The 20,552-nt window shown below is 71.9% G+C and carries 21 protein-coding genes; 16 read left to right on the top strand and 5 right to left on the bottom strand.

The annotated features are described in order from the left end of the window. The first annotated feature begins 109 nt into the window (after positions 1 to 109). The 13 genes from ABD793_RS37060 (at position 110) to ABD793_RS37000 (ending at position 13,867) form a co-directional block, all read left to right on the top strand. Positions 110 to 1,843, top strand: a complete 1,734-nt coding sequence (locus ABD793_RS37060; protein ID WP_344868133.1) for an IlvD/Edd family dehydratase — start codon at positions 110 to 112, stop codon at positions 1,841 to 1,843. Further along, complete coding sequence (locus tag ABD793_RS37055) at positions 1,843 to 2,679, top strand: fumarylacetoacetate hydrolase family protein (RefSeq protein ID WP_344868132.1); 837 nt, start codon at positions 1,843 to 1,845, stop codon at positions 2,677 to 2,679. Before ABD793_RS37060 ends, ABD793_RS37055 begins: the two co-directional genes overlap by 1 nt. 120 nt (positions 2,680 to 2,799) lie before the next feature. After that, complete coding sequence (locus ABD793_RS37050) at positions 2,800 to 3,441, top strand: TetR/AcrR family transcriptional regulator (RefSeq protein WP_344868131.1); 642 nt, start codon at positions 2,800 to 2,802, stop codon at positions 3,439 to 3,441. Positions 3,442 to 3,443: 2 nt separating this feature from the next. Next, positions 3,444 to 4,097 (top strand): enoyl-CoA hydratase-related protein, encoded by a 654-nt coding sequence (locus ABD793_RS37045; protein WP_344868130.1) that lies wholly within the window; start codon positions 3,444 to 3,446, stop codon positions 4,095 to 4,097. Between the two features lie 137 nt (positions 4,098 to 4,234). Continuing rightward, the gene (locus ABD793_RS37040) at positions 4,235 to 5,008 is read left to right on the top strand and encodes a fluoride efflux transporter FluC (protein ID WP_344868129.1); all 774 of its coding nucleotides are present in this window, start codon (positions 4,235 to 4,237) and stop codon (positions 5,006 to 5,008) included. Next, positions 5,008 to 5,376, top strand: a complete 369-nt coding sequence (gene crcB, locus ABD793_RS37035) for a fluoride efflux transporter CrcB (protein WP_344868128.1) — start codon at positions 5,008 to 5,010, stop codon at positions 5,374 to 5,376. Before ABD793_RS37040 ends, crcB begins: the two co-directional genes overlap by 1 nt. A 121-nt stretch (positions 5,377 to 5,497) precedes the next feature. Then, positions 5,498 to 6,826, top strand: coding sequence for a purine-cytosine permease family protein (locus ABD793_RS37030; RefSeq protein ID WP_344868127.1), 1,329 nt, complete (start codon positions 5,498 to 5,500; stop codon positions 6,824 to 6,826). Positions 6,827 to 6,847: 21 nt separating this feature from the next. Next, positions 6,848 to 8,398: a hydantoinase/oxoprolinase N-terminal domain-containing protein gene (locus tag ABD793_RS37025; protein WP_344868126.1), complete on the top strand. Its 1,551-nt coding sequence runs from the start codon at positions 6,848 to 6,850 to the stop codon at positions 8,396 to 8,398. Positions 8,399 to 8,401: 3 nt separating this feature from the next. After that, entirely contained in the window at positions 8,402 to 9,472 is a 1,071-nt protein-coding gene (locus tag ABD793_RS37020; protein WP_344868124.1) for an S-methyl thiohydantoin desulfurase family protein, read from the top strand. After that, on the top strand, positions 9,469 to 10,563 hold the full coding sequence (locus tag ABD793_RS37015; protein ID WP_344868123.1) for an S-methyl thiohydantoin desulfurase family protein: 1,095 nt from the start codon (positions 9,469 to 9,471) through the stop codon (positions 10,561 to 10,563). The genes ABD793_RS37020 and ABD793_RS37015 overlap by 4 nt, the downstream gene beginning before the upstream one ends. Continuing rightward, positions 10,560 to 11,279: an SDR family oxidoreductase gene (locus ABD793_RS37010; RefSeq protein WP_344868122.1), complete on the top strand. Its 720-nt coding sequence runs from the start codon at positions 10,560 to 10,562 to the stop codon at positions 11,277 to 11,279. The genes ABD793_RS37015 and ABD793_RS37010 overlap by 4 nt, the downstream gene beginning before the upstream one ends. 21 nt (positions 11,280 to 11,300) lie before the next feature. Continuing rightward, positions 11,301 to 12,371 (top strand): DUF917 domain-containing protein, encoded by a 1,071-nt coding sequence (locus ABD793_RS37005; RefSeq protein ID WP_344868121.1) that lies wholly within the window; start codon positions 11,301 to 11,303, stop codon positions 12,369 to 12,371. Then, positions 12,368 to 13,867, top strand: coding sequence for a helix-turn-helix domain-containing protein (locus ABD793_RS37000; protein WP_344868120.1), 1,500 nt, complete (start codon positions 12,368 to 12,370; stop codon positions 13,865 to 13,867). The genes ABD793_RS37005 and ABD793_RS37000 overlap by 4 nt, the downstream gene beginning before the upstream one ends. Before the next feature lie 8 nt (positions 13,868 to 13,875). Here ABD793_RS37000 and ABD793_RS36995 read toward each other — a convergent pair whose 3' ends face one another. The 3 genes from ABD793_RS36995 to ABD793_RS36985 all read right to left on the bottom strand — a co-directional run bounded on the left by ABD793_RS36995 (position 13,876) and on the right by ABD793_RS36985 (position 15,867). Beyond that, positions 13,876 to 15,129 (bottom strand): alpha/beta fold hydrolase, encoded by a 1,254-nt coding sequence (locus ABD793_RS36995; protein WP_344868119.1) that lies wholly within the window; start codon positions 15,127 to 15,129, stop codon positions 13,876 to 13,878. A 183-nt stretch (positions 15,130 to 15,312) separates the two neighbouring features. Next, positions 15,313 to 15,447 (bottom strand): hypothetical protein, encoded by a 135-nt coding sequence (locus ABD793_RS36990; protein ID WP_344868118.1) that lies wholly within the window; start codon positions 15,445 to 15,447, stop codon positions 15,313 to 15,315. Positions 15,448 to 15,597: 150 nt separating this feature from the next. Beyond that, positions 15,598 to 15,867 carry a hypothetical protein gene (locus tag ABD793_RS36985; protein ID WP_344868116.1) on the bottom strand — a complete coding sequence of 90 codons (270 nt, stop codon included), beginning with the start codon at positions 15,865 to 15,867 and terminating at the stop codon, positions 15,598 to 15,600. Between the two features lie 146 nt (positions 15,868 to 16,013). On the opposite strand from ABD793_RS36985, the gene ABD793_RS36980 reads away from it, so the two are divergent. Continuing rightward, on the top strand, positions 16,014 to 16,169 hold the full coding sequence (locus ABD793_RS36980) for a hypothetical protein (RefSeq protein ID WP_344868114.1): 156 nt from the start codon (positions 16,014 to 16,016) through the stop codon (positions 16,167 to 16,169). Positions 16,170 to 16,190: 21 nt separating this feature from the next. On the opposite strand, the gene ABD793_RS36975 is transcribed toward ABD793_RS36980, so the two are convergent. Next, complete coding sequence (locus tag ABD793_RS36975) at positions 16,191 to 16,811, bottom strand: RraA family protein (protein WP_344868113.1); 621 nt, start codon at positions 16,809 to 16,811, stop codon at positions 16,191 to 16,193. A 79-nt stretch (positions 16,812 to 16,890) separates the two neighbouring features. Further along, on the bottom strand, positions 16,891 to 17,694 hold the full coding sequence (locus ABD793_RS36970; protein ID WP_344868112.1) for a siderophore-interacting protein: 804 nt from the start codon (positions 17,692 to 17,694) through the stop codon (positions 16,891 to 16,893). A gap of 198 nt (positions 17,695 to 17,892) precedes the next feature. Here ABD793_RS36970 and ABD793_RS36965 point away from each other — a divergent pair, with 198 nt between their 5' ends. Both ABD793_RS36965 and ABD793_RS36960 read left to right on the top strand, forming a co-directional pair. Beyond that, complete coding sequence (locus ABD793_RS36965) at positions 17,893 to 18,702, top strand: DUF899 domain-containing protein (protein ID WP_344868110.1); 810 nt, start codon at positions 17,893 to 17,895, stop codon at positions 18,700 to 18,702. Between the two features lie 829 nt (positions 18,703 to 19,531). Continuing rightward, the gene (locus ABD793_RS36960) at positions 19,532 to 19,924 is read left to right on the top strand and encodes a hypothetical protein (RefSeq protein WP_344868108.1); all 393 of its coding nucleotides are present in this window, start codon (positions 19,532 to 19,534) and stop codon (positions 19,922 to 19,924) included. The last annotated feature ends 628 nt before the right edge of the window (positions 19,925 to 20,552 follow it).

Genomic DNA, 20,552 nt, shown 5'->3' with positions numbered 1-20,552 from the left:
GCCACGCGGCGGGCAAGCGGCCGGCCGGTGAAGGGCTGAACTGTCTTGTCCCGTCCGGCTCCCTGCGGTGGAGTGGACCGGCAGGCACGAGCTGGGAGGCGGGGTTCAAGTGGGTGAACGACGGGGTGCACGGCGCAGTGCGGCGTGGTTCGGCGCGTCCGGGCGGGCGGGGATGATCCACCGGTCCTGGATGCGTTCGCAGGGCTTCGGGCCGGAGGTGTTCGACGGGCGACCGGTGATCGGTATCGCGACCAGCGCGTCCGAGCTGGCACCGTGCAACGTGCACCTGGACCGGGTCGCCGATGCGGTCAAGCGCGGGGTCTGGCAGGCGGGCGGCCTGCCGCTGGCGTTCCCGACCATGGCGACCGGCGAGACGCTGATGCGCCCGACCGCGATGCTCTACCGCAACCTGATGGCGATGGAGGTCGAGGAGCTGATCCGGGCCAACCCGCTGGACGGGGTGGTGCTGCTGTCCGGCTGCGACAAGACCACCCCGGCGATGCTGATGGGCGCGGCGAGCGTGGACCTGCCCGCGGTGATGGTGACCGGCGGGCCGATGCTCAACGGCAAGTTCCGCGGCCAGGACGTCGGCTCCGGCACGCACGTCTGGAAGTTCGAAGAGGAGCTGAAGGCGGGCCGGATGAGCGAGGAGGAGTGTTTCTTCGCCGAAGGCTGTATGGCCCGCTCCAACGGGCACTGCATGACCATGGGAACCGCCTCGACGATGGCCTGTCTCGCCGAGGCGCTGGGCATGCAGCTGCCCGGTTCGGCCGCCTGGCCCGCGGTGGACGCGCGGCGGTTCGAAACCGCGCAGGCGGCAGGACGGCGGGTGGTCGCGATGGTGGCGGAGGATCTGCGGCCCTCGGCGATCCTGACCAGGGAAGCGTTCGAGAACGCGATCCGGGTCAACGCCGCGATCGGCGGTTCCACCAACGCGATCGTGCACCTGCTGGCGCTGGCCGGCCGGGCGGGCGTGCCGCTGGACATGGCCGATTTCGACGAGCTGGGCCGGATCGTGCCCACGCTGGTGGACCTGATGCCCTCCGGTCGTTTCCTGATGGAGGATTTCTGTTACGCCGGTGGGGTTCCGGTGGTGCTGCGCCGGCTGATCGAGGCCGGTCTGCTGCACCGCGACGCGGTCACCGTCACCGGCCGGACGGTGGCCGACGAGGCCGCTGCCGCGGACTGCTGGAACGACGAGGTGATCACCTCGATCGACGCTCCGTTCCAGCCACCCGGTACCGGAACCGCCGTGCTCACCGGGAACCTGGCGCCCGAAGGTGCGGTGCTCAAGCAGTCGGCCGCGTCGGCGGAACTGCTCACGCACACCGGTCCGGCGCTGGTGTTCGACACCGCCGAGGACTACCACCGGGTCGCCGACGATCCGGAGCTCGACGTCACGCCCGCCACGGTGCTGGTGATCCGCGGCGCCGGGCCGAAGGGCTATCCGGGCATGCCCGAGGTGGCGAACGTGCCGGTGCCCGCGAAACTGCTCAAGGAGGGGGTCACCGACCTGGTCCGCGTGTGCGACGGGCGGATGTCCGGTACCGGCTACGGCACGGTGGTGCTGCACGTCAGCCCGGAGTCCGTGGCCGGTGGTCCGCTCGCGCTCGTGCGCACCGGTGACCTGATCACCCTCGACACGCCCGCCCGGTCGCTGACCCTGCACGTGCCCGACGAAGAACTAGCCGCCCGTCGCACGGCGTGGACGGCGCCGGAATCCCCTTACCGGAGTGGCTACACCTGGCTGTACCGCGAGCACGTGCTGCAGGCACACGTCGGCGCGGACTTCGATTTCCTGCGTGGCAAACGCGGTTCCGGCGTGCCGAGGGACTCGCACTGATGCGCCGCCTGGCCAAGACCCCTTCGGGCTGGGTCGTTTCCGACGGCACGGCTACCGGAACGTTGCCGGCAGAAACGATGCTGGGCGGTCTGCTCGCGTTGTCCGCAGAGGCGTTCGAGGAAACGCTCGCCGCCGTGCCGCTCGCGGCGGGCGCGCCGGAAACCCTTCTGGCGCCAGTTGACGCCCACACCGAGGTGTGGGCGGCCGGGGTGACGTACGAGGTCTCGCGCGAGGCGCGGATGGCCGAGAGCGGCGATGCCGACGTGTACGCGCGGGTGTACGACGCGGCTCGGCCGGAGTTGTTCTTCAAGAGCATCGGGCACCGGGTCCGCGGGCCGGGGCAGCCGATCGGTGTGCGGGAGGATTCCACTTGGGACGTTCCCGAACCGGAACTCGGGGTGGTGAGCAACGCCGAAGGCGTGATCGTCGGGTACACGATCGTCGACGACGTGAGTTCCCGCAGTATCGAAGGGGAGAACCCGCTGTACCTGCCGCAGGCGAAGATGTACCGCGGATCGTGCGCGGCCGGGCCGTGGATCGTGCCCGCGAGCGAACTGCCGGATCCGTACGCGCTGGGTATTTCGGTGGCCATCCACCGCGACGGAAAGCTCCGCTGGTCCGGTGAGACCAGCACCTCGCGGCTGCACCGGAAGCTCGCCGATCTGGTGTCCTGGCTCTACCGCGGCGACCGGTACCCGCACGGGGCAGTCCTGGCCACCGGGACCTCCGCCGTACCCGGCCAGGACATCACGCTCGAGGCCGGCGACGACGTCACCATCACCGTCGACGGCATCGGAACCCTGCACAACCCCGTGCGCCACAGCCGGTTCGCCTGAGCACCGCCGGACGAGGGCGGCCGCGCAGACCGGGGCCGTGCGCCGAGCGGTGGTTCGTCCGCCGACGGGTGACCCGCGTCGCACTGGTTTTGGAGCACGTGTTCCGTTATGGTCACCGGTATGCCCCGGCCCCGGATCCACGACCCCGAGCGGATGCTCGACGCCGCCGAGCGGCTGGTCGCCGACCGGGGGCCGGAGGAACTCACCGTGCGGTTGCTGGCCCGGGAGGCCGGGGTGCCGAACAGCACGATCTACCACGCGTTCGGCTCGCTGCCCGCGCTGATCGGGCAGACCTGGCTGCGTGCCGCCACGTTCTTCCTCGACGAACAGGAGCGGCTCGTGGGGCAGGCGCTGGCCTCCGGTGATCCGGTGGCCGCTGTCGTCGCGGCGGCCGGCACGCCCGCGGTGGTCGCCGGGGCCCGCCCGGATGCGGCTCGGCTGATGATCACCGTGCCGCCCGACCGCGTACTCGGCCCGCAGTTGCCCGAAGACCTTACGGAAGCCTTGCACGCCTTGGACAAACGCCTCGTGCGGCTGCTCGTTCGGCTCGCCCGTGCGCAGTGGGGCCGGGGCGACGGCGCGGCCGTCGAGGTGATCACCGCATGTGTGGTCGACCTGCCGACCGCCTTGCTGCGCCGCGAACTGGTGACCGGGCACGTCGGGTCAGCCGGCCGCGACCGGCTGGCCGCGGCCGTGCGTGCGGTGCTCTCGCTTCCGCCACCGGATCGGCCGGGGCGGCGTCCACTGTCCGGAAAGGACTGATCGTGCCCGAACTCACCCGTACCGACGCGGTTTTCGTACTCGACTTCGGCGGCGACGAGAACCGTTTCTCGCCGGCCTGGCTGGAGTCGGTGAACACGCACCTCGACACCGTGGTCGCCGGTGCGGAACCGGCGGCGCTCGTCACCGTCGGCGGTGGCAAGTTCTACTCCAACGGCCTCGACCTCGACTGGCTCTCCGCGCACGGTGCCGATTCGGAGAAGTACGTCGCCGAGGTACACGAACTGCTGGCCCGGGTGCTGTCGCTGCCGGTGCCCACGATCGCCGCGGTCAACGGGCACGCCTTCGGTGCCGGCGCGATGCTCGCGATGGCCCACGACTTCCGCCTGATGCGCGCGGACCGGGGCTACTTCTGCTTCCCGGAGGCGGACATCAACATCCCGTTCACGCCCGGGATGGCCGCGCTGCTGCAGAGCAAGCTCACCCCGTCGGCGGCAATCGCGTCGATGACCACCGGACGCCGCTTCGGCGGCCCGCAGGCAGCCGAGCTGGGCCTGGTCGAGGGCACCGCCGCACCGGACGCGCTGCTCGCCGCGGCCGGCGAGGTCGTCGCCCCGCTGGCAGGCAAGGACCGGGGCACGCTCGCGGCGATCAAGTCCACCATGTTCGCGCCCGCCCTGGCCGCCCTGCGCGGGTGATCGGGTAAGCTCGACACGTGCGGTGGTGGGGCTCGCCGCTCCGGGGATCCACCCGGGCAACCGCGGTCGTGACCGCCAACAGTCCCTACTCGACCGTGACCCGCGTGTCCGTGGAGTAGGAGAAGACTGTGCCGGAAATGGCCCTCCCCGAAGAGCCGTCGTCCGAGGAATCGCAGCCGGTGCCGGCGAAGGCGGCGGAACCCCGGTCCGGCGCACGGTCGACCGGCGCGCTGCCGCCGGAAGCCCTGCACTCCGGGGAAGCCCTGCACTCCGGGGAAGCCCTGCACTCCGGGGAAGCCCTGCACTCCGGGGGAGCACCGTTCTCCGGGGAAGCACCGTCGTCCAGCGCAGTGCCGCCGGGGGCCGCACTGCCGTCCGGGAAAGCCCGCACGCTCGGCGCGGCACTGCCGTCCGCGGAGCCGATGCCGGACCGGCCGTTGTCCGAGGAGCCCGTCGACCCCGACGTGGACCTTCGTGATCCGGTCCAGCGCACCGAACTCGTCCGGCAGCACGGTCCGGTGCTCGGGGTGATCGCGCTCGGCGGCGCGCTCGGTGCACTGGCCCGATACGGGCTGGCCAAGGCACTGCCCACCCCGTCCGGCGGCTTCCCGTGGGCCACCTTCCTGACGAACGTCGCCGGATGCTTCCTGATCGGCGTGCTGATGGTGCTCGTCACCGAGGCCTGGCAGCCGCACCGGTTGGTGCGGCCGTTCTTCGGCGTCGGCATCCTGGGCGGGTTCACCACGTTCTCCACCTACGCCGTGGAGACCCGCGCCCTGCTCGGGCCGGACACCGTCCCGCTTGCCTTCGGCTACCTGGCGGGCACGCTGGCCGCGGCACTGCTGGCAGTGCTGCTCGGGCATGCGGTCACCCGCAAAGCCGTGCTCCGCGGACGAGAGGTGCCTGCCTGATGACGCCGCTGCTCGTGGTCCTCGGCGCCGCCGTCGGCGCGCCGCTGCGTTATCTCACCGACCGGGCCGTGCAGTCCCGGCACCAGTCGCTGTTCCCCTGGGGCACGTTCACCGTCAACCTCGCAGGCTGCCTGCTCCTCGGCGGGCTCGCCGGGGCGGGGACGGCCTTGCCCGAATCGCTGTTCGCCCTGCTCGGCACGGGCTTCTGCGGTGCGCTCACCACCTACAGCACGTTCGGCTACGAGACCGTCCGGCTCACCGAACGCCGGGCCTACTTCGCCGCTGCGGCGAACGTGGTGGTCAGCCTCGCAGCCGGCGTCGGCGGTGCGGCCTTCGCCTACGAGACGGTGCATGCCCTGATCAGCTGACCAGCGGTGTGCGCTTGGCACCGCCGAGCCGGAACGGCTGTGCGCTTCGCCCGGTGACGAGGCCGGAACCGCTGCTTACCGTGCGGGGAACCGTTTCCTCTCCCGGACGAAGGAGGTCACGATGGCCTCGGCAGTCGGAGCCGACGACTACGCGCTGACCAGGGTCCCGGACCACGCCCGGTACTCCTGGTGGTCGGTCGCGGTGCAACGGTTCGGCCAGGTGTCCGCGCTCTCGCAGTTCCTGCTCGGTGCGGCGGTCGGGTTCGGCATGGGTTTCTGGCCCGCGGTGCTGGCGTTCACCCTCGGCTCGGTGATCCTCGAGCTGATCACCGTGCTGGTCGGCGTGATCGGCATGCGGGAAGGCCTGTCCACGTCGATGATCGCCCGCTGGACCGGGTTCGGCCGCGGTGGTTCCGCGCTGATCGGGCTGGCCATCGGGATCAGCCTGATCGGCTGGTTCGGGATCCAGTCCGCGGTGTCCGCACAGGGGCTGGTCGCGCTGGTCGGCGGGCTTCCGGAATGGGCGTGGGCGCTGGTGTTCGGGCTGCTGGTCACCGCGATCGTGGTGCGCGGCTTCCACTCGATGGCCTGGACCGCCTACGTCACCGTGCCCGCGTTCCTGATCCTGGTCGGCTGGTCGGTGGTCGCCGAGCTGAGCCGGCACGATCTGGGCGCGCTCGTCGCGTCCGCGCCACCGGGGCCGTCGCTGAGCCTGCTGGAGGGCACCACGCTGGTGGCGGGCGGGTTCATCGTCGGCGCGGTGATCACGCCGGACATGACCCGGTTCAACCGCAGCGCCGGGGACGTGGTGAAGCAGACACTGGTCGGGATCACGCTCGGCGAGTACGTGATCGGACTGGCCGGGGTGCTGCTCGCACACGCCGTCGGCACGGCCGAAATCACCACCATCGTCACCTCGTCGGTCGGCTGGGCCGGGCTGCTGATCGTGATCGCCGGCACGATGAAGATCAACGACTGGAACCTCTACTCCTCCGGCCTCGGTGTGGTGAACTTCATCGGCACGGTCAGCGGCCGCCGGGCGCACCGCGGTCTCGTCACGGCGGTGCTCGGCCTGGCGGGCAGTGCGCTCGCTGCGGCGGGCATCCTCTCGAAGTTCACCGACTTCCTCACCGTGCTCGGCGTCGCCTTCCCGCCGATCGCCGGGATCATGGTCGCCGAGTACTTCGTGGTGAAACGCTGGCGCGGCGAGCTGGAGACCGCCCGAGCCCGCGGCACGGTGCCCGCGGATGCACCGGCATGGGTGCCCGCGACGATCGTGGTCTGGCTTGCCGCCGCGCTGTGCGGTGAGTTCGTGGGCTGGGGCCTGCCCAGCATCAACTCGCTCGTCGTCGCATTCGTCCTGTACGTCGTTGCCGGGAAGCTCGGCTGGATCCGCGGGGTCGGCAGCAGCCGCACCGCGGAGGCTTCGCCTGCTTCTGCGGCCCACTAGAACCCCAAGGAGAGAAAGCCCGTGCGCATCGGCATCGACGTCGGCGGCACCAACACGGACGCGGTCCTGCTGTCCGGCCGCGAAGTGCTCGCCTCGGTCAAGACCGCGACGACCGAGGACGTCACCTCGGGCATCGTCGCGGCCATCGACGGGCTGCAGCAGCAGCGCGCGTTCGACCCGGCCGCGGTGCAGGCGGTGATGATCGGCACCACGCACTTCATCAACGCGCTGGTGGAGGCACACCGGCTCGCGCCGACCGCCGCGGTGCGGCTCAGCCTGCCCGCCGGCGCTTCGCTGCCGCCGATGGTGGACTGGCCACAGCGCCTGGTCGACGCGGTGTCCGGGCGCAGTTACCTGGTGCACGGCGGGCACGAATTCGACGGACGGCACATCGCCGAACTCGACGAGAGCGAACTCCGCAAGGCCGCCGAGGACATGGGCGGAGCCGGGGTGCGCAGCGTGGCCATCACGTCGGTGTTCTCTCCGGTCAACGCCGAGTTCGAGGCACGGGCCGCGGAGATCATCGGTGCGGCGCTGCCCGACGTGGCGATCTCGCTGTCCCACGAGATCGGCCGGATCGGCTTGCTGGAACGGGAAAACGCGACGGTGATCAACGCGGCGCTGCGCGAGCTGGCCGCGCACATCGTGGACGGTCTCGCCGCGTCGGTGACCGGGGCCGGGATCACCGCGCCGCTGTACCTGAGCCAGAACGACGGCACGCTGATGGACGTCGGGTTCGCCCGCCGGTATCCGGTGGCCACCTTCGCGTCCGGTCCGACGAACTCGATGCGCGGGGCCGCCGTGCTGTCCGGTTTGGACACTTGTGCGGTGGTGGACGTCGGAGGCACGACCAGCGACGTCGGCGTGCTGCGGCAGGGTTTCCCGCGCGAGGCGACCACCGACGTGAGCGTGGCGGGGATCCGGACCAACTTCCGGATGCCGGACGTGCTGTCCATCGGCCTCGGTGGCGGCAGCCGGATCCGCGGGACGGCCGGCGAGGTGTCCGTCGGACCGGATTCGGTGGGCTACGAGCTGACCTCGCGGGCACTCGTCTTCGGTGGCGGCACGCTGACCGCCACGGACATCGCGGTGGCCGCCGGACGCGCCGAGATCGGTGACCCCGCGCTGGTCGCGCACCTGGACCGCGACCTCGTGCGGGCCGCGCTGGACCGGATCGCCGCGAACGTCTCCGACGTCGTGGACCGGATGCGCACCTCGGCCGAGCCGCTGCCGGTGGTCGCGGTCGGCGGTGGTTCGGTGCTGCTGCCCGACGAGCTGGCCGGGGCCGGCGAGGTGCACCGTCCCGGTCACTACGCGGTGGCCAACGCGATCGGGGCGGCGATCGCGCAGATCGGCGGCGAGGTGGACCGGGTGTACGTGATCGAACCGGGGCGCCGGGAGGCGGTGGTGGACGAGGCCAAGCAGGAAGCGGTGGACCGCGCGGTCGCGGCCGGCGCGAGCCCGGCCTCGGTCGGCATCGTCGACTTCGACGAGGTACCCATCCCGTACCTGCCCGGCAATGCCACCCGGATCCGGGCCAAGGCAGTCGGCGACCTGCAGCTGGGGGTGTGACCGATGCGGGAAATCACCGGCAACGACCTGGCCGACATCGCCAGTGGCGCCGCGATCCTCGGCACCGGCGGCGGGGGTGACCCCTACATCGGGCGCCTGCTGGCGCAGTCCGCGGTGCGCGAGCATGGCGCCGTGCCGCTCGTCCCGACGGCCGATCTCGACGACGACGCGGTGGTGCTGCCGGTCGCGATGATGGGCGCGCCGACCGTGATGGTGGAGAAACTGCCGTCCACCGAACAGGTCGGCCTCGCCGCGCGGACGCTCGCCGGGTACCTCGGCAGGGAGCTGACGCACATCGCCTGCGCCGAGGCCGGCGGAGTGAACTCGCTGATCCCGGTCGTCGCGGCGGCGCAGCTGGGGCTGCCGCTGGTGGACGCGGACGGGATGGGCCGGGCGTTCCCCGAACTGCAGATGGTGCTGCCCACGCTGTACGGGATCAGGGCGACCCCGATGTCCATCGCGGACGAGAAGGGCAACCGCAGCGTACTGGACACTGTGGACAATCATTGGGCGGAACGGCTCGCGCGCTCGGCCACCATCGACATGGGCTGCTCGGCGATGATCAGCAACTACGCGATGTCCGGTGCGCAGGCCCGCGAGTCGCTCGTCCCGGGGACGCTGAGCCTGTGCGCCGAACTGGGTGCGCTCGTGCGGCGGGCGCGCGAGACACACGAGGACCCGGTGGCATGCGTGGCATCGCGGTTGCGCGGGCGGAAACTGTTCAGTGGCAAGGTCGTCGATGTCTCGCGCCGCACGGTGACCGGGTTCGCCCGTGGTGCCGCCCGGCTGTCCGGAACGGACGAGGACACCGGCCGGGAGATGGTGCTGCGGTTCCAGAACGAGCATCTGGTGGCCGAAGCGGAAGGTGCGGTGCTGGCCTCGGTACCCGACCTGATCTGCACGCTGGACCACGAATCCGGCGACGCGGTGACCACCGAGGCGCTGCGGTACGGACAGCGGGTGAGCGTGCTGGCCGCGCCCGCGGACCCCCGCTGGCACACCCCGGAGGGCATTGCACTGGCCGGGCCCCGGTACTTCGGCTACGACCTCGACCCGATCGGGGTCGCCGGATGAGCTGGACGCTGACCGAAGAACATCTGGAGGATCTCGCGCGTGGTGCCGCGGTACTGGGCACCGGCGGGGGCGGCGACCCGTACGTCGGGCGGCTGCTTGCGCGCCAGGCGATCCGCGAGCACGGGCCGGTCACCGTCCTCGACCCCGGTGAACTGGCCGGCGACGCACTGGTGATCCCGACCGCGCAGATGGGCGCACCGACCGTGGTGCACGAAAAGCTGCCCAGCGGCGAGGAACCCGCGCTCGCGCTGCGCACCCTGGAACGGCACCTCGGCAGGCGGGCCGAGGCCACCATGCCGATCGAATGCGGGGGGATCAACTCCACGATCCCGCTCGCCGTCGCCGCCCGGCTCGGCCTGCCGCTGGTGGACGCGGACGGGATGGGCCGTGCGTTCCCGGAACTGCAGATGGAGACGTTCGGCGTGTACGGCGTTTCCGGCTCGCCGATGGCGATCGGCGGGGAACGCGGGGAGACCACGGTGATCGACACCGGCACCGACAACCGGCGGATGGAGTGGCTCGCGCGGGGGATCACCATCCGGCTCGGCGGCGTGGCGCACATCGCGGAGTACCCGATGAGCGGTGCCGACGTGCAGCGCACCGCCGTGCCGCGAACGCTGTCCCTCGCGCTGACCGTGGGCCGGGCGATCCGCGAGGCACGGGAAGCCGGCGCCGACCCGGTGGCCGCACTGGCCACCGCGCTGGGCGACACCCGGTACTCCCATCTGCGGGTGCTGTTCCGCGGCAAAGTGTCCGATGTGGAACGACGCACCGAGGCCGGGTTTGCCCGGGGCCGGGCCGAAGCGGTGTCCTTCGACGGTGAGCACAAGCTGGAAATCCTGTTCCAGAACGAAAATCTGGTCGCCATGGTGGACGGCGAGGTCCGCTGCCTGGTACCCGATCTGGTCTGCGTACTGGAAGCCGAGACCGCGGAACCGATCACCACCGAGACCCTGCGCTACGGCCAGCGGGTCACCGTGGTGGGCATCTCGACCCCCTCGCTGATGCGCACGCCGGAGGCGCTGGCCACCTTCGGCCCGGCCGCGTTCGGGCTGCCGCACCGCTTCGTCCCGGTGGAGGTGGCGGGATGAGCGCGCTGACCGGCCGGATCGTGGTGATCGTCGGCGGTGGTTCCGGCATCGGACTGCAGCTCGCGCGCCAGGTGGTGGCCGCGGGCGCGCTCGTGCACCTCGGTGGCCGGACCGCGGCCCGGCTGTCCGCCGCGGCCGCGGAACTGGGGCCCGCGGCGACCTGGCAGGTGGTCGATTCGACCGAGCAGGACTCGCTGGCCGCGTTCTTCGGCGCGCTCGACCGGGTGGACCACCTGTTCACCCCCGGTGCGTCCTACACCGTCGGACCCATGCGGGAACTGAGCGACGAAGAGGCGGCCAGCCCGTTCGTCACGAAGTTCTGGGGTCAGTACCACGCGGTGAAGTACGCCGCGGCCAAGCTGTCCGCGGATGCTTCGGTGGTGCTGATGGCCGGCGCCGCGAGCGTGCGCCCGCCCGCGGCGGCGCCCGCGTACGTGGCGTGCAACGCGGCGATCGAGGGGCTCGGCCGTGGTCTCGCGGTGGAACTGGCTCCGGTGCGGGTGAACGTGGTCTCGCCGGGCACGATCGACGGCAACCTGTGGGCGAACCGGCCCGCCGCGGTGCGGGCGGCGAGCTTCGCGCAGTACCGCAAGGACACGCTGCTGCAGCGCGTCGGGAAGGAGTCCGAAGTGGCCGATGCGGTGCTGTACCTGTTCGGGAACAGCTACACGACGGGCTCGACGCTCTATCCCGACGGGGGCTACAGCCTGCGTTGAGTTCGTCTACTCTGGTCAGCCATGCGCATCACCGCCGCGGACGTGCCTGCTCTCGAACGCGGGGTCGCGCTGCTCGGCTCCGGCGGCGGCGGGGACACCGTCACCTCGGCAGGGCTGCTGCGCAGGCTGATCGAATCCGGCCGGGAGCCGGTCGTGCACGCGATCACCGAGCTGGCCGCGGACACGCTGGTGGTGCCGGTGGGCCTGGTCGGCGCGACCGCCGCGTTCACCGAGAAACTGCCGGGCGGCGACGAATTCGGCACCGCGATCGCGGCGATCGAACGGTGGACCGGGGTCCGTGGGCAGGCGCTGATGTCGATCGAGATCGGCGGGCTCAACGGGCTGCTCGCACCGGTGATCGCGCGGCAGCAGGGACTGGCGTGCGTGGACGCCGACCTGTCCGGGCGCGGACTGCCGCGGCTCGACCAGTTCTCCGTGGCGGCGACCGGTCGTGGGGTGGCACCGGCCGCGCTCGCCGAACCGGGCGGACAGGTGGTGGTGCTCGCCGCGGGCTCGGACGCGCTGGTGGAACGGGGCGCACGAGCGTTCCTGGCCAGTTCGGGTGGCTGGGCGGCAATCGCGCTCGCCCCGATCCCGGCCGGTGAACTGGCCGGGCACGCGGTGACCGGAACCGTGCGCGCGGCGCTGGAACTGGGCACGCGGGCGCTCGCGGTCGGCGAGAGCCCGGATCGCCCGGCGCTGGCCGAGGCGCTCGGCGGCCGGGTGCTCGCACGGGGCCGGGTGCTGGAGGTCTCGCGGCACGTCGGCAGCAGCAGGCGCGGCAGCCCCGGTTTCGGCCGCGGTTCGGTGACGCTGGCCGATCACCAGGACGGGGCACTGCTGCGGCTGGAGATGGAGAACGAGTACCTGCTGGCGTTGCGGGACGGCGAACCGGTGGCCTCGACTCCGGAGGTGCTGTCCGTGCTCGACCACCGCACCGGTGCCCCGGTCCTGTGCGACGCGATCCGGGTGGGGGCGGAGGTGGACGTGGTGTGCCTGGCGGCCGCACCGTTCTGGACCGATCCGCGGCGGCTGCCGATGGTGCGGCCGCGGGCGTACGGCATCGACTGTGATCCGGTGGTGTCACAGTGATCCTGCGCCGGGTGCTCGCGCTCCCGTCGTGGCACGGACAGGTACGGGTACTCGCCGGAGAGGCCGGTGTGGACGGTCCACTGCAGACAGTGCGGCCGGCACTCGACGCGTCCGGCACACCCGGGGAGGCGGAGCTGGTCGTGCTGGTCCGTCCGCTCGACGCGGACTGGCGGGTGGACACGTTGCTGCGGCGGTGTGCCGATGCCGGTGCCGCCGGGGTGCTGCTACCCGGTCCGGAACCGCTTACCGCGTCACGGCTGCTGGCCGACCGGTTGTCCGTGCCGTTGCTGACGAGCACCGCGGACCCGCTCGAACTGCTCGTGGACGCGCGAATGCTGCTCGCCGCACCGGACCTGGACCGGGCCACCGCGGTGCTCGCCACGCACCGGGCAGTGGGGGAGCGGCTGCTTCCGCCGGAGGAGGTGGTCACCGTGCTGCGCCGGCTGACGCGGGTCCCGGTCGCGGTCCTCGACGACCGGGGCGGGCTGCTGGCCGGTGAACTCACCGGTGCCGCGCGGGTGCGGGTGAGCGAGCCGGTGCCCCAGCGGGTGGACCTCGACGACGGCGGGGTGCTGCTGGCGCATCCGGCGGTGCTGCCGCGGCCGTCGGTGTGGCTCGCCGCCGAGCTGGGCGAGCGGGACGCGCCGCGCGCCGACGTGGTGGCGGCCACGCTCGCCGTTGCCGCCGGGGCGGTACAGCGCTGGCTGCTGGCGAATCGGCTCGAACTGGAACGTGATGCACGTTCGCGGTCCGCGTTGCTCGGCGATCTGCTGCGGCCGGAGAGCGAACCGGGCGCCGATCTGCGTCGCCGGGCAGCCGACGCGGGCTGGCGGCTCGGCGGCTGGCACGTGGGCTTGCGCATCGGCGTGCCCGCGGAGGTGGACACGGTGGCGCGTACGCAGGAGGTGATCCGCGCGTTGCGTGCGGAATCCGTGGATGCGGTGGCGGTCGAGCACGGCGAAGGCTGGACCGGCTGGGTCACCTTCGACCAGGAACCGACCGCGCAACGCGTGCGCACCCTGTCCGCCCGGTTGCGTGCGGTGCACCGCAGCCTGCGTCGCACGCTCGACGCCGATCTGGGCGTCGGCCGTCCGCATCCGCATCCCGACGGTCTCGCCGCGACCGTCGCCGAGGCGACCGACGCGGCCCGGCTCGCCGCCACCCGCCAGGAAACCGGGCACTTCCTGCACGTCGATCAGCTGGGCATGGCGCAGCTGCTGCTGGAATGGACCCGTACGGACACCTTCGACCCCGCGGCTCGCGCCCTGCTGGCACCGCTGAACTCCGCCCCCGGTGACCTGATCCGGACGCTGGCGGTCTACCTGGACGCCGAGTCTTCGCTCGCGGAGACCGCCACCGTGCTGGGCGTGCATCGCAATACGGTGGCCGCGCGGGTCGCCCGGATCGAGCAGCTGCTGGACATCGATCTGTCGCGTCCGGACGAACGGCTGGCCCTGCACCTGGCCGCTCGTGCGGTGATCCTCGCGCGGCCCTGACCCGCGGCTCAGACCCGGCCGCGCACCAAGTCGACCAGCCTGCCCAGCACCTGCTCGCCGGCGACGCGGACGCCGTTGTGCTCGTACTCGTTGGTGACCCACGGCCGCAGGGTGGGGATCAGCCGCGCGGTTTCCTCGGAGAACACGCGATCGACGTAGACGTCTTCGGCGTAGATCGCGGCCGCGGCCGGGACTGTGCACGCACGCAGGGCGTCGGCGTCGTAGAGCCGGGGCCATTCGTGCGCGGCCAGCAATCCGGCGGCCTCGCGCAGCGGCCGGAGGCCCCGGACGTCCTCGAACAGCCAAGGGAAGACGTGTTCGCCGGTGAGCAGCGTGGGATCCTCGGCGAAGGCCTCCGGTATCACGCGTTGCGCGGACCAGCGGGTGGCTCCGCCGTCGGCGTAGGACGACTCGTGGACGACGGAGTAGAGCGGATTGCGTGCGGTGAACGGCAGCATCGAGGCCAGGTCGTGGGCGAACGCCGGCGAGGCCGGATCGCGTTCGAGCAGGTAGTGCAGTGTCTCCGGACCGCCGCCGGCGCCGAGGAGGTAGCCGAGCTGGCGAAACAGCCGCGCGGTGAGCGTGCTTCCGTCGGGCAGTGTGATCTCGCCTTCGTCGAGGCGGGGGAGCAGCGCGCGGACCCGCTCCCGGTCGGCCGGATAGCGCTCGTAGTAACGGCGGTTGCGCTCCAGCATGGTGGCGAAGGTGGCGGTGTACACCTCGTCCGGATGCCGCTTCAGCGGTGGCAGGCCGCCGGTGAAGAACGCTTCGCGAAGGCCGTCGGGAGCCTGCGAAAGGTAGGCCAGCGTACAGAAACCGCCGAAGGACTGACCGAGCACACTCCACCGGTCGATACCGAGCTCCCGGCGGATCAGCTCGGCGTCGCGCACGATCGAATCGGCGCGGAAGTGCGTGAGGTACGCGGCTTGTTCCGCGGGCGACCGGCCGGGCAGCGTGCCCACCGGGGTGGACCGGCCGGTGCCCCGCTGGTCGAGCATGAGCACGCGGTACTCGCGCAGCGCGCGGGGCAGCCAGCTGGGCGTGCTCGCCGACGGCCGGGGTGCCTCGTGCCCGGGACCACCCTGCAGGTAAACGAGAAACGGCCGGTCGAGCCCGTCCGGATCGGCCACCTGCCTGGCGAAGACGGTGATCTCGCCGTCCCCGGGACTTGCGTGATCGAGCGGCACGGAAAACTCGTGCTCGGTGAGAACCAGCCCGGGGACGCGCACAGTGGCGCCCATGGTGTTGCCCATGACCACCATCAAACCAGAGTATCCGGCCGGTGCACCACCGCGTATTCGCCGCAGCGGAGAGCGGCCGCTGCCCGGGTGCCCGGCCGGTGCCCGCGGCGGCGTCCGGCCGGTTCACGGGCGGGTTTTCGCCGCTTTCCGGCCCGATTCACCGGTCACGCCACGGAAACCGGTCGTCAGTCCACAGTAGAATTGTCAGCGCAGTGCCGGGGTGTCTTCCTCCCGCGGCACCGTCCAGAGTCCGGTCCGCGCAGTGCGAGGTGCGTTGCCAGCGGCGCGAAGCGTGTTGTCCGTGCAGCGCGCGGTGTCGCTGCGGAGCGCCTTGCCCATGCAGCACCGTCCGGGGCGCGGCGTGGCGCAGGCTGTGGCGTCGAGTGCCGTGTCCGTACGGTGTTTCCGGCACCGCAGTGCGCTGTGGTGGCGTTCAGTGCGGTGGTGGGTGCGGTGTTGTGCCGGGGCGGACTGCTGGTTCGGGCTCGGTCACTCCTTGCCCATCGAGCGGCGGATCTCGGCCAGTTTGTCCTTCGCCGCCTTGTCCCGGTCGGCGATCTTCTTGTCCAGCGATTCGACGGTCTCCGGGCCGCCGATGCCGGCCAGGTCGGTCGAGCCGAGCGAGGTCGTGTAGCGCTTCTCGATCCGGTCCCGGACGTAGTCGTAGGACGGCACTCCGCCCTCGCTGTAGTCCGGGTCCGGTACCGCCGGCCCCTGTCCGGGGTCGAACGGCTGCTCGCCGGGGTTGTCCGTGGTCATGGTCCTCTGCTCCGTCCCTCGTCCGGTCCCCTTTCCGAGCCTAGCCGACTGCGTCCGGACCGGGTGAGGTTTCACCGGCGCGGATCTGCGGTAGCCCCATGGAGACGGCCGAGCGCCGGCCGTCCGGCGACCGCGGAAGGAGCCCGATGTCCAGCGTCCGCCTCACCGCGCCACCCGCCCCGCCGGAACCGGTGCCGCCGGTTCCGGCCGAGCCCGATCCGGTGCTGCCCTCTCCCGGGCCGGACCGTCCGCTGCCGGAGCCGGAAGAACCGCCACCGGATTCGGAGCCGGGACCGGAGTAGACAGTCCTCTTCGGACGGTTTTCAGCCGGTGAAACCGGCCGCCTGCAACGCGGCCTCGACTCGCGCCCGATGGTCGGCTTCCCAGTCGTCAAGCGGCTGTGCCTGCTCCTTCGCCAGCTTCGCGCGGGCGTCGGCGAGAACCTGGTGGGTGTCGGCAGCGGGGACCACCACGACGCCCTCCTCGTCGGCAACCACGACGTCGCCAGGCGCCACCGTGACGCCGGCACACCGCACTGCCGTGCCGAGTGGTGTCGCGGCGGCTTTCGTGCCGGGGATCGGGACCACGCCGCGGGCGAAGACCGGAAAGCCCAGCTCCCGGACCTCGGCGACGTCGCGGATGACACCGTCCAGGACGAACCCGGCGATGCCACGGCGCTGGGCGACTGCACAGACGTTGCCGCCGGCCAGCGCATAGCCGAGGTCGCCGGATTCGGCCACGACGACCGAACCTGCCGGTGCGCGGTAGATCGCCGCGTGCAGCATGAGGTTGTCACCCGGCGGGCAGCGGACGGGGTAGGCGGGCCCGGCGACGCGCGGGACCGGCGGCCCCCACAACGGGCGTACGCCGCCGTCGAGTACTCGGCCGCGTCCGAGCAGGTCGGCAAGTGTCGTGGTCGGGACGTCGGCGAATTCGTCGTGCATGGCCCTCCTGTCGTCGGACCGCGATGCTCTCACGCACGGCATCGGCCGGCGCCGCGCCGTGGCCCCGATCACGGCCGGTTCAGCCGAACCCGCTGCGTCCGTGTTTCCAGTAGCCGAAGAACGCGATCGCGCTCTTCGGCACGCCGCGTTCCCGGGTGAGGAACCGGCGGGCGCCGGTCGCCAGGCCGCTCTCGCCGGCGACCCAGGTGTAGGCGGGTGGGTCGGCGAGGTCGAGTTCCGCGAGCGCGCCGAGGGCGAGCAGACCGGGCCGCCGGTCGTCCTCGCGCACCAGCCATCGCACGTCCGCCCCGGCAGGCGCCTCGACCGGGTGCACGTCCTCGGGCGCGCCGACCTCCAGCAGCACGGTCGCCCGCAGCTCGGCGGGGGAGGACTCGAGCACAGCCAGCGCGGCGGGCACCGCGCTTTCGTCGGCGACGAGCAGCTGGGTGCCGTTCTCCGGCGGCAGAAAGGTGATGCCCTCGTCGAGGATCCCGACCTCGTCACCCGGACCGGCGCGCAGCGCAAACCTGGTCGCCGGTCCGCCGTCGTCGTGCACCGCGAACTCGATGTCCAGCTCGGCCGCCGCCGGCCGGAACGCGCGGACGGTGTAGTTGCGCACCCACGGCCGCGACTGCGTGCTCATCAGCAGGTACTGGGCGAACCATCGGGTGTTCGAGGCAGTGGGCAAGCGCAGCTCGGCTTGCCCTTCGCGCGGGAAGAACAGCCGGCAGCACTGGTCGAATCCGAGCGGGACGAAGTCCGCAAGCTCGTCCCCGCCGAGCGTGAGCGTGACGAAATGCGCCGAGGTCCGTTCACTCCGCACGACCGGAGCCCGGAGAAGCCGCCGCGCCACGGGTGCACGCCGCTGGGGAATGGTGGGCATCGGGATTCCTGACAGTTAGTTAGGTTAGGTTTGCCTAATTGCAAGGTACCCCGGGTCTCGGCGGACCGGCAAGCGCGTCCGCGCACTTGTCAGCCGCGCGCGGCCGGTGCAGGCTCGGCGGAGGACTCGCCGCGACGGGCCCGGCCGCGAGCCTGCGCGGGCGACCGTCGCCCGGCGCGGGACATCATGGAGGACGCCATGCCGAGCACTCCGAACGATCCGGCCACTGCGGCGCCAGGACGTCCGCCAATCGTCGATCTGGCCACCTGGCAGGCCGCGCGCGACGAACTGCTGGTCCGCGAGAAGGCGCACACCCGCGAAGGTGACGCAATCGCCGCGGCCCGCCGTCGGCTGCCGATGGTGGAGCTCGACGGGACGGTCGAACTCGTCGGACCGGACGGCCCGGTCCCGTTCCTGAGTCTGTTCGAGGGCCGTGACGAGCTCGTGGTCTACCAGCACATGTGGTACGACGGCGCGCCGCACCAGGGCCAGTGCGAAGGCTGCACCACCACGGTCTGGCACCTCAAGGACGCCGTGTACCTCAACGCCCGCGGCGTCTCGTTCGCCGTGCTGACCACCGGCCGCTGGGACGAGGTCGCCGCCTACGTCGAGTTCATGGGCTACACCCAACCCTGGTACTCGGTGCGCGACGTGGCCGCTCCGATCGGCGGTGGCATGGGCCATCTCGCCTGTTTCCTGCGCGACGGGGACCGCGTGTTCCTCACCTACTCCACGACCGGCCGGGGCAATGAGCCGGCCAACGGGTCCCTGGGCCTGCTCGACATGACGCCCTACGGCCGCCGTGAGGCGTGGGAGGACAACCCCGCGGGCTGGCCCGATGCCGCGGAGGCCGGTTCCCCGGTCGGCGGGCACGGCGCGCCGATCTGCTGGTACTGGCGCACAGACGCGGACGGCGTCGCGACGTGGGGCCCGACCAGCCGTCCCACGCCGCAGTGGACCCGCCCCGGTGTGACTCCCGCGCAGACCCTCGGCCGCGGCCTGGTGTGACTCTCGTGCAGATCTTCGGCCGCGGCCTGGTGTGAGTTCCGCGGAGATCCTCGGCTGCGCTCTGGTGTGACTCTCGTGCAGATCTTCGGCCGCGGCCTGGAGTGAGTCTCGCGCAGATCTTCGGCCGCGCTCCGGTGTGACTCCCGCGGAGATCCTCGGCTGCACTCTGGTGTGACTCCGCACGCTCCGCGTACAAGACGCGGAGACCCTCAGCCGCCACGACCACTGACCGCCGTTCGAACCCGGTCCGGGACCGGAGACCGGCCACGGCTCGGGGCATGCTGGGCGAGACTGTGCCGCCAGCCGGTGCCACCGGCTGCCGGTGTTGCGGCCACCGGCTCCGCACTGCTGCCACCGGTGTGTGCAGTCAGGTGATGTTCACTCTCCGTGGTAACTCGTCCGAGTGATAAGCGGTGCTCGTGTCCTGACTCATTCGGTGACGCCCAGTGTGCGCCCGCGTTGATCTGCGCTGCCGCCCACGGTGCGACGGGCTACCGGAGGTACGTGCGGATGAACGTGCAGATGCCCGGGATTGTGCAGGTGCGGGCCGAATGTGGGGTCGATCGTGACCGTCGCGGACCGGTCGCGGAGGTAGGCTGGTACCACGATAGGGTGGTCGCGGGGAGTAGCTGGCGTTGTCACTCGAACCGCTGGGCGATCGTGAAATACCGTTCGTCGCGACACTGCGGGTACTACCGAGTGGTAACGCAGAGTTCCCGCCAAGATGTGGGCAACCGGAGTTGTCGAGGGAGGAAGGCGTGACTCCAGCGGACACCGAAGGGCACCCGAGCCCGTCCGCCTGCCTGGAAGAGACAAGGAAAAGGACCTCGTGACCGTACTTGCCGACATCGGGGAGAAGCCGGGTCGCAGCCGGGTCCGGGTGACCGTCGACTGGCCGCCCGCCCGGCCCGAGCGGCGCATCGCGACCCCGGAGGAGATGATCGCCGCCGGGGCCAGGGTGCTGGCCCGCAGCGGCACCGGGCGTCATCGCAAACCGGACACCCGCGAGCCGTGGCTGTCGTTCCTGGCCGGCCTGCTCTCGGCCTGGGCGCCGATGCTGTGGGCGTGCCTGCTGCCCGTGGCGGTCGTCGCGGTGCCGGCCGGTCTCGTGCTCGTGGCGAGCCCGCAGATCGGCGTCGCGGTGGGGACGTTCGTGGCGATCGCCGGCCTGGTGGGCGCGGCCGCGGCCAGGCCACGACGGGCCCCCTCGCACCGCTGCTGACCGCAGGCGACCCGCAGCGCACCCGGACGCCCGGGTTCCCGCTGAGCAGATCCCCGCCGGCCAAGCTCCGACGAACCAGACACCCGGCAGCCGGGTCTCCGGCGAAGGGCGGCCGAGTTCCCGGGGTGGCAGGCGCGCGGCTGAGTTGCCGGTGTGGCACAGGCGTGGTGGCCGAGGTCGTGGTGTGGCAGGGGCGCGGTGGCCAGGGTCGCGATGCGGCAGGCGCGTGCTGGCTGGGTTGCTGGTGCAGCAGAGGCGCGGTGGCTGAGCTGCCGGTGCGACAGGCGCGCGGCCGAGCTTTCGGTGTGGCGGACGTGTGGTGGCCGAGTTCTCGGTGGGTGTGGCGGACGTGTGGTGGCTGAGTTTTCGGTGGGTGTGGCAGGCGCGTGGCGGCCCAGTTGCCGGTGCGGCAGAGGTACGGCGGCTGGGTTGCCGGTGTGGCGGCCGGGTTGCCGGTGCGGCAGACGTGTGGTGGCCGAGTTTCCGGTCGGGTAGCCCCTGGTGGCCAAGTCCCCGCAACCGCAACCGCAACCGCGCCCGCAACCGCGCCCGCAACCGCAACCGCGCCCGCAACCGCAACCGCGCCCGCAACCGCAACCGCGCCCGCAACCGCGCCCGCAACCGCGCC

It is taken from the genome of Amycolatopsis ultiminotia, from assembly GCF_039536925.1.
Taxonomy (GTDB): domain Bacteria; phylum Actinomycetota; class Actinomycetes; order Mycobacteriales; family Pseudonocardiaceae; genus Amycolatopsis; species Amycolatopsis ultiminotia.
Note: the sequence above shows the minus strand (reverse complement) of the source record. Positions and strands in the feature narration are given on the sequence as shown.

Bases quoted from the DNA above. Each gene is read 5' to 3' on its own strand.
- ABD793_RS37005 (WP_344868121.1), top strand. From the start codon at position 11,301: ATGCGCATCACCGCCGCGGACGTGCCTGCTCTCGAACGCGGGGTCGCG.
- ABD793_RS37040 (WP_344868129.1), top strand. From the start codon at position 4,235: ATGGCCCTCCCCGAAGAGCCGTCGTCCGAGGAATCGCAGCCGGTGCCG.
- ABD793_RS37020 (WP_344868124.1), top strand. From the start codon at position 8,402: ATGCGGGAAATCACCGGCAACGACCTGGCCGACATCGCCAGTGGCGCC.
- ABD793_RS36975 (WP_344868113.1), bottom strand. From the start codon at position 16,811: ATGCACGACGAATTCGCCGACGTCCCGACCACGACACTTGCCGACCTG.
- ABD793_RS36980 (WP_344868114.1), top strand. From the start codon at position 16,014: ATGTCCAGCGTCCGCCTCACCGCGCCACCCGCCCCGCCGGAACCGGTG.
- ABD793_RS37030 (WP_344868127.1), top strand. From the start codon at position 5,498: ATGGCCTCGGCAGTCGGAGCCGACGACTACGCGCTGACCAGGGTCCCG.
- crcB (WP_344868128.1), top strand. From the start codon at position 5,008: ATGACGCCGCTGCTCGTGGTCCTCGGCGCCGCCGTCGGCGCGCCGCTG.
- ABD793_RS36965 (WP_344868110.1), top strand. From the start codon at position 17,893: ATGCCGAGCACTCCGAACGATCCGGCCACTGCGGCGCCAGGACGTCCG.
- ABD793_RS36990 (WP_344868118.1), bottom strand. From the start codon at position 15,447: ATGGGCAAGGCGCTCCGCAGCGACACCGCGCGCTGCACGGACAACACG.
- ABD793_RS36995 (WP_344868119.1), bottom strand. From the start codon at position 15,129: ATGGTGGTCATGGGCAACACCATGGGCGCCACTGTGCGCGTCCCCGGG.
- ABD793_RS36970 (WP_344868112.1), bottom strand. From the start codon at position 17,694: ATGCCCACCATTCCCCAGCGGCGTGCACCCGTGGCGCGGCGGCTTCTC.
- ABD793_RS37015 (WP_344868123.1), top strand. From the start codon at position 9,469: ATGAGCTGGACGCTGACCGAAGAACATCTGGAGGATCTCGCGCGTGGT.
- ABD793_RS36985 (WP_344868116.1), bottom strand. From the start codon at position 15,867: ATGACCACGGACAACCCCGGCGAGCAGCCGTTCGACCCCGGACAGGGG.
- ABD793_RS37055 (WP_344868132.1), top strand. From the start codon at position 1,843: ATGCGCCGCCTGGCCAAGACCCCTTCGGGCTGGGTCGTTTCCGACGGC.
- ABD793_RS37050 (WP_344868131.1), top strand. From the start codon at position 2,800: ATGCCCCGGCCCCGGATCCACGACCCCGAGCGGATGCTCGACGCCGCC.
- ABD793_RS37010 (WP_344868122.1), top strand. From the start codon at position 10,560: ATGAGCGCGCTGACCGGCCGGATCGTGGTGATCGTCGGCGGTGGTTCC.